Here is a 15092-nt window from a genome sequence, read left to right as displayed (position 1 = left end):
GAATTTGCTTGCAGCGAAGCGAGATAAGTTATTCTTATTATCAAATCCCGAACAATGACGGGGCAATTTGCTGATTTAACAGTGAAATGCCCCATCTGTTGTTCATCAATGACAAAAATGCTGCACAACCTGGGTGATAAGCGCATGAGTCGGCTTGATAAATGCGGTATCAATAAACTCATCCGGCTGATGGGCTTGATTGATAGATCCCGGGCCTAACACCAGCGTTGGGCACAATTGCTGGATAAATGGCGCTTCAGTGCAATAGTTCACCACTTCAGTCGGCACACCCAATAGTTTCTCCACCACTTGCACCAGCTCATGATCGGCAGGGCATTCGTAGCCTGGAATAGGCGGATGCAGCTCGCCCACGGTTAAACGTCCCGGCCAGCGCGCGCTGACCGGCGCCAACGCGTCGTTCAGCAGACCATCCAAATCGCTCAGAGTTAAGCCCGGCAGCGGACGAATATCCATGTGCAATTCACAGCAGGCGCAGATGCGGTTAGCCGCGTCGCCGCCATGAATATGGCCAAAGTTCATGGTTGGATATGGAATAGCAAAGCCGTCGTGGTTGTAGCGTTCTTTCAAGGTGTTACGCAGCTGCATCAGTTGAGTGATGGATTCATGCATCAGTTCGATGGCGTTCACGCCGCGCGACGGATCGCTGGAGTGGCCCGATTGCCCCTGAATACGGATCACATTCGATAGATGACCTTTGTGCGCGCGCACCGGTTTGAGCGACGTTGGCTCGCCGATAATGGCGCAATCCGGACGCAGCTGGGTCGATTCAGAGAAATACTTCGCACCCGCCATGGTGGTCTCTTCATCGGCGGTTGCGAGGATGTAGAGCGGCTTGCTGAGTTTGGTCACGTCAACGTCACGCAGCGCATCCAGAATAAACGCGAAGAAGCCTTTCATATCGGCGGTGCCCAAGCCATAAAGCTTGTTGTCGTGTTCGGTCAGCGTGAAGGGATCGCGCGTCCAGCGGCCATCATCGTAGGGTACGGTATCGGTATGGCCGGCCAGCAACAGGCCGCCCGCGCCCAATCCACTGCGCGCCAGCATATTGAATTTATGCCGCGTGCCAGGCACCGGCTGCACTTCGACGCTGAAGCCAATATCGCGGAACCAGCCGGCCAGCAAATTGATTAAAGTTTCATTACTCTGATCCAGTGCGCTGTCGGTTGCGCTGATTGATGGCGTGGCAATCAACTGGCGGTAGAGTTCGATAAAAGGTGGTAATTTTGTCTTCACTGTTGACGGTCCTTGGGTTAGGATGTATCAATATTCATGCATTAATAGTGAATAAAAATACAATAACGTCGCTTGCATGTGAAGCATCAAATCTTCTGCAAACGGCATCCTGGGCAACGGGGCAAGGCCGCGACCCGATACGTGTGACTGTAATAAGGTATACAGCCTGATGTTGAATACGCTGATCGTTGGTGCCAGTGGTTACGCTGGCGTAGAGCTTGCCACCTACCTGAATCGCCATCCGCATATGAACATAACCGCTTTGGCGGTTTCAGCGCAAAGCCCGGATGCTGGAAAGTTATTGTCGGATTTGCATCCGCAGCTCAAAGGCATTGTCGATTTGCCGCTGCAGCCGCTGAGCGACGCCGCAGAATGGGCCGATAAAGTGGATGTGGTGTTCCTCGCGACTGCCCACGAAGTCAGCCACGATCTGGCGCCCGAATTCCTCAAAGCAGGTTGCGTGGTCTTCGATCTCTCTGGCGCGTTCCGCGTCAACGACGACGCTTTCTATACGCAATATTACGGTTTCAGCCATCAGCATCAGGATTGGCTGGATAAAGCGGTTTACGGTCTTGCCGAATGGCAGCACGACCAAATCAAAGACGCGCAGCTGGTTGCGGTGCCGGGTTGCTACCCAACCGCAGCACAGCTTTCGCTGAAACCACTCATCGAGGCCGGTCTGCTTAACGATGCACAGTGGCCGGTGATTAATGCTACCAGCGGCGTGAGCGGTGCAGGGCGCAAAGCTAATGTTGCCACCAGCTTCTGTGAAGTGAGTTTGCAGCCGTACGGCCTGTTTAATCATCGTCATCATCCGGAAATCGTCGCGCATCTCGGCACGCCAGTGATCTTCACGCCACATCTGGGCAGCTTCCCGCGCGGAATCTTGTCGACCACCACCTGCCGCCTGAAAGCGGGCGTGACGCAGCAGGATGTGGCCGAGGCCTTCCATCATGCTTACCACGACAAACCGCTGGTGCGCATGTATGACAAAGGCGTTCCGGCGCTGAAAGCGGTGGTCGGTTTGCCGTTCTGCGATATCGGCTTCGCCATGCAAGGCGAGCACCTGATTGTGGTCGCCGCTGAAGATAACCTGCTGAAAGGCGCCTCATCGCAGGCGGTTCAGTGTTTGAACATTCGTTTCGGCTTCCCCGAAACGCTGTCTCTGATTTAACCAACGGATAACGCAATGAATCCTTTAATCATTAAACTGGGTGGCGTGCTGCTGGATAGCGAAGAAGCGCTGGCCCGTCTGTTTGATGCCCTGCTGGCGTATCGCAATGAACATCAGCGTCCGCTGATCATTGTGCACGGCGGCGGTTGCGTGGTGGACGAGCTGATGAAGAAGCTCGCGCTGCCGGTGAAAAAGAAGAACGGTTTGCGCGTGACGCCAGCCGATCAGATTGACATTATTACCGGTGCGTTAGCCGGTACCGCCAACAAAACGCTGCTGGCGTGGGCGAAGAAATATGGCATCGGCGCCGTGGGTTTGTGCCTGGGCGATGCCGGTTTGGTCAATGTGGCGCAGTTCGATGAAGAGCTCGGCCATGTTGGTAGCGCCACGCCGGGTAATCCGGCGCTGGTGAACACCTTGCTGGCGGCAGGCTACATGCCGGTGATCAGCTCGATTGGTATCACCGACGGCGGCGAGTTGATGAACGTCAATGCCGACCAGGCCGCGACCGCGCTGGCCGCAACGCTCGGTGCCGATTTAGTGCTGTTATCCGATGTCAGCGGTATTCTCGACGGCAAAGGTCAGCGCATCGAAGAGATGACTGCAGCGAAAGCGGAACAGCTGATCGCCCAGGGCATCATCACTGATGGCATGATCGTGAAAGTGAACGCAGCGCTCGATGCGGCGCGCACGCTCGGTCGCCCGGTGGATATCGCCAGCTGGCGTCATGCTGAACAACTGCCAACCCTTTTCAACGGCGTGTCGATTGGCACCCGGATTCTCGCATAATCAAGGATTAAGACATGAGCACGCAAAACATCAAAAAAATCGTACTGGCTTATTCAGGCGGCCTCGATACTTCAGCCATCATTCCGTGGTTGAAAGAGAACTATGGCGGCTGTGAAGTGGTGGCGTTTGTGGCGGATATCGGTCAGGAACGTAGCGATCTGGAAGGCGTTGAGAAGAAAGCGCTGCAGTCCGGCGCTTCTGAGTGCCACGTGGTGGATCTGCGCGAAGAGTTCATCAGCGAATATGTTTATCCAGTGCTGCAGACCGGCGCACTGTACGAAGGCACTTACCTGCTGGGAACGTCGATGGCGCGTCCCATCATCGCTAAAGCACAGGTTGAGCTGGCATTGAAAGTGGGCGCTGATGCGCTGTGCCACGGCGCAACCGGCAAAGGTAACGACCAGGTGCGTTTCGAAACCACCTACACCGCGCTGGCGCCACAGCTGAAAGTGGTTGCGCCATGGCGTGAGTGGAACCTGCGTTCACGTGAAGCGCTGCTGGATTACCTGAAAGAGCGCAACATCCCGACCACCGCGTCGCTGGAAAAAATCTACAGCCGTGATGAGAACGCATGGCACATCTCCACGGAAGGTGGCGTGCTGGAAAGCCCGGCTAATGCACCGAATAAAGATTGCTGGGTGTGGACCGTTGATCCGCTGGAAGCGCCCGATCAGCCAGAAAACGTCACGGTTACCGTCGAGAAAGGCCGCGTCGTTGCGGTGAACGGCGAGAAGCTGAGCCCGTTCCAGTGCCTGGAAAAACTTAACGTGCTGGGCGCGAAACACGGCGTGGGTCGTATCGACATCGTGGAAAACCGTCTGGTGGGCATTAAGTCGCGTGGCTGCTATGAAACCCCGGGCGGCACCATCATGGTGAACGCGCTGCGTGCGGTTGAACAGCTGGTGCTGGATCGCGATAGCTTCAAATGGCGTGAGCAGCTGGGCCACGAAATGTCTTACGTGGTTTACGATGGCCGCTGGTTCGCGCCGCTGCGTAAATCTATCCAGGCCGCTGCCGAATCACTGGCAGAAGAGGTGAACGGTGAAGTGGTGCTGCAGCTGTACAAAGGCCAGGCCACGGCGATTCAGAAAACCTCTGCTAACAGCCTGTACTCAGAAGAGTTTGCCACCTTTGGCGAAGACGAAGTTTACGATCACCGTCACGCGGGCGGCTTTATCCGTCTGTTCTCGCTCTCATCACGCATTCGCGCGCTGAACGAGCAGAAGAAGTAATACCGCGGCAAGCGACACATTTTGCAAGGGCGGCTTCGGGCCGCCTTTTCTATAACGGATTCAGGAGTAATTCAGATGGCACTTTGGGGCGGACGTTTTTCGCAGGCAGCAGACCAACGGTTCAAACAGTTCAATGATTCGCTGCGTTTTGATTATCGCCTGGCCGAGCAGGACATTACCGGCTCGATTGCCTGGTCAAAAGCGCTGGTCACGGTCAACGTGCTGACCCATGACGAGCAGCAACAGCTGGAAAGCGCGCTGCAGGAACTGCTGGCCGAGGTACGCGCCAATCCTGAACAGATTCTGCAAAGCGATGCCGAAGATATTCACAGTTGGGTGGAAGGCAAGCTGATCGATAAAGTCGGCGCGCTGGGCAAGAAATTGCACACCGGCCGTAGCCGTAACGATCAGGTCGCGACCGATCTGAAACTGTGGTGCAAAGAGCAGGTTGCCGTGCTGCTGGAGGCGACGCGTGAACTGCAATCCGCGCTGGTTACCACCGCAGCAGCCAATCAGGATGCGGTGATGCCGGGTTACACGCACCTGCAACGTGCGCAGCCAGTGACCTTCGCGCACTGGTGCCTGGCGTACGTTGAGATGCTGGCGCGTGATGAGAGCCGTTTACAGGATGCGCTGAAGCGTATGGACGTCAGCCCGCTGGGTTGCGGCGCGCTGGCCGGTACCGCGTATGAGATCGATCGTCAGCAGCTGGCGGGCTGGTTAGGGTTTGCGTCTGCCACGCGTAACAGCCTTGATACCGTTTCCGATCGCGACCATGTGCTGGAGTTGCTGTCAGATGCCTCAATTGGCATGGTGCATCTGTCGCGCTTTGCGGAAGACCTGATCTTCTTCAACACCGGCGAAGCGGGATTCCTGGAGCTGTCGGATAAAGTGACTTCCGGTTCGTCGCTGATGCCGCAGAAGAAAAACCCGGATGCGCTGGAGCTGATCCGTGGCAAATGTGGCCGTGTACAAGGTGCGCTAACCGGCATGATGATGACGCTGAAAGGCTTGCCGCTGGCGTATAACAAAGATATGCAGGAAGACAAAGAAGGGCTGTTTGATGCACTCGACACCTGGCTCGACTGCCTGCATATGTCGGTGCTGGTGCTGGACGGCATTCAGGTGAAACGTCCACGTTGCCAGGAAGCCGCTGAACAGGGCTACGCTAACTCCACCGAGCTGGCCGATTATCTGGTGGCAAAAGGCGTACCGTTCCGTGAAGCGCACCATATTGTCGGTGAAACGGTGGTCGAAGCGATCAGGCAAGGGTTGGCGCTGGAAGCGCTCAGTTTGGCGCAACTCAAGCAGTTCAGCGCGGTAATTGAGGATGATGTCTATCCGATTCTGTCGCTGCAATCTTGCCTTGATAAGCGTAATGCGCAAGGTGGCGTGTCGCCTCAGCAGGTCGCATTTGCCATCGGTGAAGCCCAGAAACGTTTGGGTTAAAGGCATTGCGCAATAAATTGCGCCGCTACGGTTTGTGCACATTTTTGTAGCGGCGCGATTTATCGTGCTCAGTTGATGTTCATTACGGTTACGACAAACAAAAAAAAGCGGGCACCGTTTCGGTAGCCCGCCAACCTCTAGCTTCGGAATTACATCTTTTTTTATAGGCACATCATCAAGGGCAGGCCACTCCCAGCCGGCACAGTGATTGGTTTTAAGCAGATTGCAGGTACTGCTCCAGATCGTCGCTGCCGCCAATATGACGACCACCGATAAATACCTGAGGCACCGTGGCGCGGCCTGATACGGCACGCAGACTCACGGTTGTGGCATCTTGCCCCAGGACGATTTCTTCAAACGCAATGCTGCGATCAATCAGAAGCTGTTTCGCTTTGGTGCAGAATGGACAGCCGGGTTTGGTGAACACCGACACGGATTCCTGCACCTTATATTCAGGCGCCAGATAGCGCAGCAGCGTATCGGCATCCGACACTTCAAACGGATCGCCCGGCTTGTTCGGCTCGACAAACATCTTCTCAATGATGCCGTTGCGCACCAGCATGGAATAACGCCACGAGCGCGGACCAAAACCCACGTCGGCTTTTTCTACCAGCATATTCATACCGCGGGTGAAGTCGCCGTTGCCGTCCGGAATAAAGGTGATATGTTCAGCGCGCTGATCGGCCTTCCACGCATTCATGACAAAGGTATCGTTAACGGACACGCACAGAATGCTGTCGACCCCGTGCTGCGCAAAGGTGCTGAACAGCTCGTTGTAGCGTGGCAGGTGGCTCGATGAACAGGTTGGTGTAAACGCCCCCGGCAGCGAGAACACGATAACGGTTTTGTCTTTGAACAACGCGTCAGTCGTGAGATCAACCCAACGATCATGCTGACGCGTGTGAAAGGTAACCTGCGGTACGGCTTTGCCTTCCTGGCTTGCGAACATATCTTCTCCTCACTATTCAATGGTCTTAATTCTATGGGGCGTATTATTCCCGCTCGCGGCTTGATAGGGCTAATCGTTCATTGCTATTCTATCTATCGCCACGGGCTATCGTGGTTTGGAGGATTTGCATGAATATTCGTGATCTTGAATATCTGGTTTCACTTGCGGAGCATCGCCATTTCCGGCGTGCAGCTGATGCTTGTCATGTCAGCCAACCCACCTTAAGTGGACAGATTCGTAAGCTTGAAGATGAACTTGGTGTGATGCTACTGGAGCGTACCAGTCGTAAGGTGTTATTTACCCAGGCGGGTCTGCTGCTGGTGGATCAGGCGCGAACCGTGCTGCGTGAAGTCAAAGTGCTTAAAGAGATGGCGAGCCAGCAGGGCGAAGCGATGTCTGGACCGCTGCACATTGGTTTGATCCCAACCACCGGGCCCTATCTGCTGCCGCACATCATTCCGATGCTGCATCAGACCTTCCCCAAACTCGAAATGTATCTGCACGAAGCGCAGACGCAGCAACTGCTGGCACAGCTCGACAGCGGCAAGCTGGATTGTGCCATTCTGGCGCTGGTGAAAGAGAGCGAGGCCTTTATTGAGGTGCCGCTGTTTGATGAGCCTATGACGCTGGCGGTTTACGCCGATCATCCATGGCGCGATCGCGATCGCGTGCCGATGTCGGATCTGGCCGGTGAAAAATTGCTGATGCTGGAAGATGGCCACTGCTTGCGCGACCAGGCGATGGGTTTCTGCTTTGAAGCCGGAGCGGATGAAGATACGCATTTCCGCGCCACCAGTCTGGAAACGCTGCGCAATATGGTTGCGGCTGGAAGCGGCATCACCTTGCTGCCTTCGCTGGCCGTGCCGAATGAGCGCGTGCGTGATGGTGTTTGCTATCTGCCGTGTTATAAGCCGGTGCCGCAGCGCACTATCGCGTTGGTTTACCGTCCGGGATCGCCTCTGCGCAACCGCTATGAGCAGTTGGCAGAAGCAATTAAAACCCACATGCAGGGTTACCTGGATACCACGTTAAAACAGGCGGTTTAAGCCGTTTAACGCCGCCACGCGATAGGCTTCGGCCATGGTGGGATAGTTGAAGGTGGTATTCACGAAGTACTCAATCGTATTGCCACCGTTCTTCTGTTCCATGATGGCCTGACCGATGTGGATGATCTCCGCAGCACGCTCACCAAAGCAGTGAATGCCTAAAATCTCTTTGGTTTCGCGGTGGAACAAAATCTTCAGGCTGCCGACGTGCATGCCAACAATTTGCGCACGCGCCAGATGTTTAAACTGCGCACGACCCACTTCATACGGCACTTTCATCGCAGTAAGCTGCTGTTCGGTTTTACCCACTGAGCTGATCTCCGGAATGGTATAAATCCCGGTTGGAATATCCTCGATCAGATGTGCGGTGGCTTCACCTTTGATGATCGCCTGTGCGGCAATGCGGCCCTGATCGTATGCGGCGGATGCCAGGCTTGGATAGCCAATGACATCGCCGACCGCATAGATGTGCGGCTGCGCGGTTTGGTACATGCTATTTACTTTCAGCAGGCCACGACCATCCGCTTCCAGTCCTACGTTTTCCAGCGCCAGTGAATCAGTGTTACCCGTTCGACCGTTGGCATACAGCAGGCAATCCGCTTTCACTTTCTTGCCTGATTTCAGGTGAATGATCACGCCATCATCAACGCCTTCAATTTTCTCGAACTCTTCGTTGTGACGAATCACCACGCCGCTGTTCCAGAAGTGATAGGAGAGCGAATCGGACATCTCCTGATCGAGGAACGCCAGCAGGCGATCGCGGGTGTTGATCAGGTCAACCTTGACGTTCAGGCCGCGGAAAATCGACGCATATTCACAACCAATCACGCCGGCGCCGTAGATGATGACGTGGCCAGGTTCATGGTGCAGGTTGAGGATGGAATCGGAATCGTAAACGCGCGGGTGGGTAAAATCGACATCCGTTGGATGATACGGGCGAGAACCACAGGCAATCACAAATTTCTCTGCGGTTAGGCGCTCGCGCGTGCCGTCTGGCTGTTCCACTTCGATGGTGTTGGCATCAACAAAACGCGCATCGCCCTGATACAGTTCACAGCGGTTGCGCTCATAAAAACCCTGACGCATTGCGGTTTGCTGGCTGATAACGTTCTCGGTGTGGTTCAGAATGTCGGCGAATGAGGAGCGCAGGAGTCGAGTGTGATCGCTGTAAAGAGGGTTTTGATTGAACTCGATAATACGGCTAACAGCGTGGCGCAAGGCTTTGGAAGGGATGGTTCCCCAGTGAGTACAACCGCCGCCGATGTTGTGGTAGCGTTCGATCACTGCAATACGCGCTCCCTGCTTCACCAGCCCCATCGCCGCACCTTCGCCGCCCGGACCGGAGCCAATCACAATGGCATCGTAATCGTAAGACTTTTGCATACCAGTACGTCCTATTTTTTTATCACATTTTTACAACGAGATTCTAACATCTCGCCGCGCACATCTGAATTCTAACAGCGTAAATTGCTGAAGTTTGACAAAGCGTGAGGTTCACAGCCATTCACAAAGTTTGCACCGCTGTACGCTGAAAAGTTTGTTATAGTGCCTGCCAAATCATCGACAAGGCCGGGAAAATGGGCGTCAGAGCGCAACAAAAAGAACGTACACGACGTTCACTGATTGAAGCTGCCTTCAGTCAGTTAAGTGCAGAAAGGAGTTTTGCCAGCCTGAGTTTGCGTGAAGTTGCACGTGAAGCCGGGATCGCGCCGACCTCGTTTTATCGCCACTTCCGCGATGTGGATGAACTTGGCTTGACCATGGTGGACGAAAGCGGCTTGATGCTGCGTCAGCTCATGCGGCAGGCGCGCCAGCGCATTGCCAAAGGCGGCAGCATCATTAAAACGTCGGTGGCAACTTTTATGGAGTTCATCGGGAACAATCCCAACGCTTTTCGGCTCTTACTACGCGAGCGCTCCGGAACCTCGGCGGCGTTTCGTGCTGCGGTGGCGCGTGAGATTCAACACTTTATCGCCGAACTGGCCGATTATCTTGAGCTGGAAAATCGTATGCCGCGCAGTTTCACCGAGGCGCAGGCTGAAGCCATGGTGACGATTGTGTTTAGTGCGGGTGCTGAAGCGTTAGATGTCGATATTGAGCTGCGACGCAAGCTTGAAGATCGCCTGGTGCTGCAGCTGCGTATGATCGCCAAAGGTGCGTATTACTGGTATCGCCGGGAGCAAGAGCGCCTGTCGGTTACCCTGGAAAAACCCGAAGAGTAATGTGATAAGGATAAAGAAATGATTGAGCAAAACCCTCGCGATAAAGGGACGCTTTTGTTGGCTTTTATCACCGGTTTAGCTATCAACGGCTCCTTTTCGGTGCTGTTCAGTACGTTTGTTCCCTTTTCGATTTTTCCGTTGATCGCGCTTGGCCTTGCCGCCTGGTGTCTGCATCAACGTTATCTCAACCGCAATATGCCAGAAGGCATGCCTTCGCTGGCGGCGGCATTCTTCCTGTTAGGTATTCTGGTGTATAGCGCGCTGGTGCGGGCTGAATATCCGGATATCGGCTCCAACTTTATCCCGACCATTCTGATGGTGGCGCTGGTGTTCTGGATTGCCATGCGTTTTCGCCGCAAAAACAGAAACTAAGTCTTTCGGTACGCATGAATGCGCACCCTACAAAACTGACGCATGGCGCACCGGTTTTGTAGGGGCGCCGTTCATGGCGACCCACTCTTTATTTGCCAATCAGGCTTTCAGCGTCAGCAGCACGCCGCACTCCATGTGATGGGTATACGGGAACTGATCGAACAGCGCGAGGCGCGTGACATCATGGGTTTCTGCCAGCACCGCAAGGTTATCGCATAGCGTTTGTGGATTGCAGGAGATATAAAGGATGCGCGGATACGCCTGCACCATCTTCACGGTTTCCGCATCCAGCCCGCTGCGTGGTGGATCGACGAAGATGGTTTCACACTGATAACTCTTCAGATCGATGCCTTCTAAACGATTGAAACTGCGCACGCCGTTCATCGCCTGAGTGAACTCTTCCGCTGCCATGCGAATAATTTGCACGTTATCAATCTGGTTGGCGGCAATGTTGTATTGCGCGGACGCTACTGACGGCTTGGCAATCTCCGTAGCCAGTACGCGGCGGAAGTTACGCGCCAGCGCCAGCGAGAAGTTGCCATTACCGCAATAAAGTTCCAGCAGATCGCCGCGCGAATTCTGCGTGACGTCCAGCGCCCACTCCAGCATCTGAATATTCATCGCTGCGTTAGGCTGGGTGAAGCTGTTCTCCACCTGACGATAAATCATCTCTTTACCCGCTACCGGCAAGCGTTCATCGACGAAATCGCGATCGAGACAGATTTTAGTTTTGGTGGCGCGGCCAATCAGCTGCACATCAAAACCTTCAGCGCGCAGGCTGTCGCGCAGGGCGCTGGCTGCTGCAGTCCACTCCTCTTCCAGCTTGCGGTGATAGAGCAGCGAGATGACGATCTGGTTGCTCATGGTCGACAGGTAATCGATCTGGAATAACTTAAAACGCAATGCACGGTTATCACGGATCGCATTGATCAATTTCGGCATTAGCTGGTTGATCAATTCACTGGCGGCCGGGAATTGATCGACGCGAATACGTTGTTTGGTCTCCTGATCAAAGATGATGTGGTAGAGATCGTCCCCGTCATGCCAGATGCGGAATTCGGCGCGCATACGATAGTGGCTGACCGGTGAGCGGAACACCTCCACGTCGGGCGCGGCAAAGGGCACCATCATCGCCTGTAAGCGGCTGACTTTTTCCGCCAGTTGCGCGTCGTATTGTTCAATCGGGAGCTGTTCGGGTGTCATCTTTAATCCTGGTAATAAGCTGGCTTGCCGGGCGATTGTAGGCATTCAACTGATGATGTCCAGCCCTGCGCAACACACGATGGCTGGAAGTCTGGATTTCCGGCCTTCCTGGCCTTAGACTGCGCCTGCCGGCCTCCTTGAGTTAAAAGGGAATCCAGTGTGAATCTGGAGCTGACGCGCAGCGGTAAAGAATGTCGTGGTGATGGCACTTACAAACACTGTCCTGCCGGATGGGAAGTTTTTCACCATTTATGATTCTCAGCCCGAAGACCTGCCGGTGTGACGTCGCAATACATACGACCATCGCGTGCTATTGGTTGTAGTCATGCGGCATCCTGCTTCGTCTTTTGGATGCTATAACAATGAAAAAAACACCCGCTTCGCTGTTTGCCTTTAGTGCAACGGCGTTGTCTCTCTGGGCCCAATTTGGCTACGCCCAGCAGAATGATGATACGCAAATCGTCACCGCCAACCGCTTCGCGCAGCCGGTCTCTTCGGTGCTGGCGCCCACCACCGTTGTTACCCGCGAAGATATCGATCGCTGGCAGTCAAAAAGTCTCACCGATGTGATGCGCCGTTTGCCGGGCGTGGATATTGCGCAGAACGGTGGGCTGGGCCAATCCAGCTCTCTGTTTATTCGCGGAACTAACTCAAGCCATGTGCTGGTGCTGATTGACGGTATTCGTCTTAATCAGGCTGGTGTTTCGGGTTCATCCGATCTCAGTCAAATTCCTCTTTCGCTGGTGCAGCGCATTGAGTATGTGCGCGGTGCGCGCTCGGCGGTATATGGCTCGGATGCGATTGGCGGAGTGGTTAACATTATTACCGGCCGCGCAAAACCCGGTACCACCCTGACCGCGGGCGTAGGCTCTAAAGGCTATCAGAGTTATGAAGGTTCGACGCAGCAGCAGATCGGTGATGCCACTAAGCTGACAATGGCGGGTAATTATACCTATACCAGAGGCTACGATGTGGTGGCTAACCTGCCTGACGTGTATGGCGATCCCGCGCAGAAAGATCGCGATGGCTTTATGAGTAAATCGCTCTATGGCTCACTGGAGCACCAGTTTAGCGATGAGTTGAGCGGTTTCGTGCGCGGCTACGGTTTTGATAATCGCACGGCTTACGACGGTACTTATAGCTATGACAGCAGCTTCAATATCCTGGGACTGGATGATACTCGCCAGCTCTATAGCCAGACCTGGGACACCGGCCTGCGTTACAACCATGACATCTATTCAACTCAGCTGATTGCCAGCTATAGCCGAACTAAAGATTTTAACTACGACCCGCGTACCGGCCGCTATGGCCCGGCGACCACACTTGATGACAGCAAGCAGTACAACCTGCAATGGGGCAACACCTTCCAGGTTGGCACAGGTACGGTCAGCGGTGGGGTGGATTGGCAGAAACAGACGACTGAGCCGGGAACGGCGTATGTCACCAACAGCACTGAACAGCGCGATACGGGCATTTATGCGACGGCTCAGCAGCAGTTTGGCAGCGTCACTGTAGAAGGCGCGGTACGTGGTGATGATAATAGTCAGTTTGGCTGGCACAGCACCTGGCAGAGTGGCGCTTCCTGGGAGTTTGTTGAGGGCTACAGTGTCTTTGCTAACTATGCCACGGCCTACAAAGCACCGCGTCTTGGCCAGTTGTATGGATCTTATGGCAACAGCGATCTTAAGCCGGAAGAGAGCAAACAGTGGGAAGGTGGCTTTGAAGGTCTAACCGGCCCAGTGAACTGGCGCGTATCGGGTTACCGCAACGATATCGATAATCTGATTGATAGTGATCCCAGTACCTACGTTTATTACAATATTAATAAAGCGCGTATTAAAGGTGTTGAGGCAACGGCTTCATTTGATACGGGTCCGCTGAGTCATCAGCTTTCATATGATTATGTTGATGCGCGTGATGCCGAAACCAACCAGCAGCTGGCGCGCCGTGCTAAGCAGCAGGTTAAATATCAGCTCGACTGGACGCTCTATAATTTTGACTGGTCTGTGACTTATCACTATCTCGGCGATCGTTACGATACCGACTACAACCACTCCTATACTGCGCAGCGCGTTAAATTGGGCGGTGTAAGTTTATGGGATTTGGCAGTTTCGTATCCGGTCACATCACAGCTCACCGTTCGTGGTAGAATTGCCAACCTGTTCGATAAAAACTACGAGACAGTGTATGGCTATCCAACTCCAGGAACGGAGTACTACCTCAGCGCCAGCTACAGCTTCTGATCTCCGCCCCACTGTGCTGGTGTTTGACTCCGGCGTGGGTGGGCTTTCCGTTTATGATGAGGTCCGGCATCTACTGCCGGATCTTCACTATCTCTACGCCTTCGATAATGAAGGTTTTCCGTACGGCGAAAAATCCGAAGACTTTATTGTCGAGCGTGTGGTGGCTGTGGTGACGGCTATTACGCAGCGTTTTCCGTTAGCGCTGGTGATCATTGCCTGTAACTCTGCCAGCACCATTTCTTTGCCGGCTCTGCGTGAACGCTTCGAATTTCCGGTTGTGGGCGTGGTGCCTGCGATCAAACCGGCAGCACGTCTGACGCGTAACGGCGTGGTGGGATTGCTGGCCACGCGTGGCACGGTAAAGCGTCCTTATACGCATGAGTTAGTGACGCAGTTTGCCCGCGATTGCAAAATTGAAATGCTCGGTTCTGCTGAGCTGGTGGAATTAGCAGAAGCGAAGCTGCATGGCGAAGATGTTGAGCTCGCTGATGTACGCCGCGCTGTGCAACCCTGGCTACGTATGAAAGAGCCGCCGGATACCGTGGTGTTGGGATGTACGCATTTCCCTTTATTGCGTGATGAGCTGCAATTGGTGCTTCCAGAAGGAACGCGGCTAGTGGATTCGGGGGCCGCCATTGCGCGTCGTACCGTCTGGTTATTAGAGCATGAAGCGCCGCATGCCGTTTCATCCGGGCAGAATTTAGCGTTCTGCACGCGTATGGATGCGGAGGTGACGAAATTATCACCAATTCTGCAGCGTTATGGCTTCCCGTTGCTGGAAAAATTAGCAGTTTAATCGCGTTTCGCCGAAAAAATCAGCACTCGGAAATTAATTTGAAATTAGCGCTTGTCAGCTCTGAAGAAATCCCTATACTGCGCCTCCACTGACACGGAACAACGGCTTACGAAGCGAAGTGTTCAGGAGGTGGTCTTCAAGGCAACCTTCAGAAAAGCAAAAATAAATGCTTGACTGAAAATGCGGAAAGCGTAATATACGCATCCCGCGCCGCTAGAGAAATAGCGGCACTGCTCTTTAACAATTTATCAGACAATCTGTGTGGGCGCTCGCAGGATTGATATCAGCGTCTCCGGACGCAACAAAATATCAAGTCTCACGAGTGAACACATAATGAAATTCATTATGACGTTTTACAGATGA

At 54.1% G+C, this 15092-nt stretch carries 13 protein-coding genes and 1 riboswitch; of the genes, 9 read left to right on the top strand and 4 right to left on the bottom strand.

Annotated features, from left to right (window positions below):
* Positions 1-105: 105 nt before the first annotated feature.
* Positions 106-1254, bottom strand: coding sequence for an acetylornithine deacetylase (gene argE / locus ACIP6T_RS22430; RefSeq protein WP_007885409.1), 1149 nt, complete (start codon positions 1252-1254; stop codon positions 106-108).
* 169 nt (positions 1255-1423) lie between these two features.
* On the opposite strand from argE, the gene argC reads away from it, so the two are divergent.
* The 4 genes from argC (at position 1424) to argH (ending at position 5898) form a co-directional block, all read left to right on the top strand.
* The gene (gene argC, locus ACIP6T_RS22425; protein ID WP_400459034.1) at positions 1424-2428 is read left to right on the top strand and encodes an N-acetyl-gamma-glutamyl-phosphate reductase; all 1005 of its coding nucleotides are present in this window, start codon (positions 1424-1426) and stop codon (positions 2426-2428) included.
* 15 nt (positions 2429-2443) lie between these two features.
* Entirely contained in the window at positions 2444-3217 is a 774-nt protein-coding gene (gene argB / locus ACIP6T_RS22420) for an acetylglutamate kinase (protein ID WP_400459031.1), read from the top strand.
* A 14-nt stretch (positions 3218-3231) separates the two neighbouring features.
* On the top strand, positions 3232-4449 hold the full coding sequence (locus ACIP6T_RS22415; RefSeq protein ID WP_097095661.1) for an argininosuccinate synthase: 1218 nt from the start codon (positions 3232-3234) through the stop codon (positions 4447-4449).
* 75 nt (positions 4450-4524) lie between these two features.
* On the top strand, positions 4525-5898 hold the full coding sequence (argH, locus tag ACIP6T_RS22410) for an argininosuccinate lyase (RefSeq protein WP_400459028.1): 1374 nt from the start codon (positions 4525-4527) through the stop codon (positions 5896-5898).
* 214 nt (positions 5899-6112) lie between these two features.
* Here the strand turns inward: argH and ACIP6T_RS22405 are convergent, their stop codons facing one another.
* Positions 6113-6847 carry a glutathione peroxidase gene (locus tag ACIP6T_RS22405; protein ID WP_097095663.1) on the bottom strand — a complete coding sequence of 245 codons (735 nt, stop codon included), beginning with the start codon at positions 6845-6847 and terminating at the stop codon, positions 6113-6115.
* 128 nt (positions 6848-6975) lie between these two features.
* Between ACIP6T_RS22405 and oxyR the strand changes: the two genes are divergently transcribed.
* Positions 6976-7893: a DNA-binding transcriptional regulator OxyR gene (gene oxyR, locus ACIP6T_RS22400; protein ID WP_097095664.1), complete on the top strand. Its 918-nt coding sequence runs from the start codon at positions 6976-6978 to the stop codon at positions 7891-7893.
* Here oxyR and sthA read toward each other — a convergent pair.
* Positions 7876-9276 carry a Si-specific NAD(P)(+) transhydrogenase gene (gene sthA, locus ACIP6T_RS22395; protein ID WP_007885417.1) on the bottom strand — a complete coding sequence of 467 codons (1401 nt, stop codon included), beginning with the start codon at positions 9274-9276 and terminating at the stop codon, positions 7876-7878. The genes oxyR and sthA overlap by 18 nt on opposite strands.
* A gap of 194 nt (positions 9277-9470) precedes the next feature.
* Between sthA and fabR the strand changes: the two genes are divergently transcribed.
* Both fabR and ACIP6T_RS22385 read left to right on the top strand, forming a co-directional pair.
* Entirely contained in the window at positions 9471-10115 is a 645-nt protein-coding gene (gene fabR / locus ACIP6T_RS22390) for an HTH-type transcriptional repressor FabR (RefSeq protein ID WP_097095665.1), read from the top strand.
* An 18-nt stretch (positions 10116-10133) separates the two neighbouring features.
* On the top strand, positions 10134-10487 hold the full coding sequence (locus tag ACIP6T_RS22385) for a YijD family membrane protein (protein WP_097095666.1): 354 nt from the start codon (positions 10134-10136) through the stop codon (positions 10485-10487).
* A gap of 99 nt (positions 10488-10586) precedes the next feature.
* On the opposite strand, the gene trmA is transcribed toward ACIP6T_RS22385, so the two are convergent.
* Positions 10587-11690: a tRNA (uridine(54)-C5)-methyltransferase TrmA gene (gene trmA / locus ACIP6T_RS22380; RefSeq protein WP_400459022.1), complete on the bottom strand. Its 1104-nt coding sequence runs from the start codon at positions 11688-11690 to the stop codon at positions 10587-10589.
* A 112-nt stretch (positions 11691-11802) separates the two neighbouring features.
* Positions 11803-11984, top strand: a riboswitch (cobalamin riboswitch).
* Between the two features lie 68 nt (positions 11985-12052).
* Between trmA and btuB the strand changes: the two genes are divergently transcribed.
* Together btuB and murI are read left to right on the top strand one after the other, a co-directional pair.
* The gene (btuB, locus tag ACIP6T_RS22375; RefSeq protein ID WP_345827787.1) at positions 12053-13933 is read left to right on the top strand and encodes a TonB-dependent vitamin B12 receptor BtuB; all 1881 of its coding nucleotides are present in this window, start codon (positions 12053-12055) and stop codon (positions 13931-13933) included.
* Entirely contained in the window at positions 13878-14729 is an 852-nt protein-coding gene (murI, locus tag ACIP6T_RS22370) for a glutamate racemase (RefSeq protein WP_097095669.1), read from the top strand. The genes btuB and murI overlap by 56 nt, the downstream gene beginning before the upstream one ends.
* The last annotated feature ends 363 nt before the right edge of the window (positions 14730-15092 follow it).

The sequence above is a fragment of the Pantoea sp. NPDC088449 genome (assembly GCF_044753225.1).
Taxonomy (GTDB): Bacteria; Pseudomonadota; Gammaproteobacteria; order Enterobacterales; family Enterobacteriaceae; genus Pantoea; species Pantoea floridensis.
Note: the sequence above shows the minus strand (reverse complement) of the source record. Positions and strands in the feature narration are given on the sequence as shown.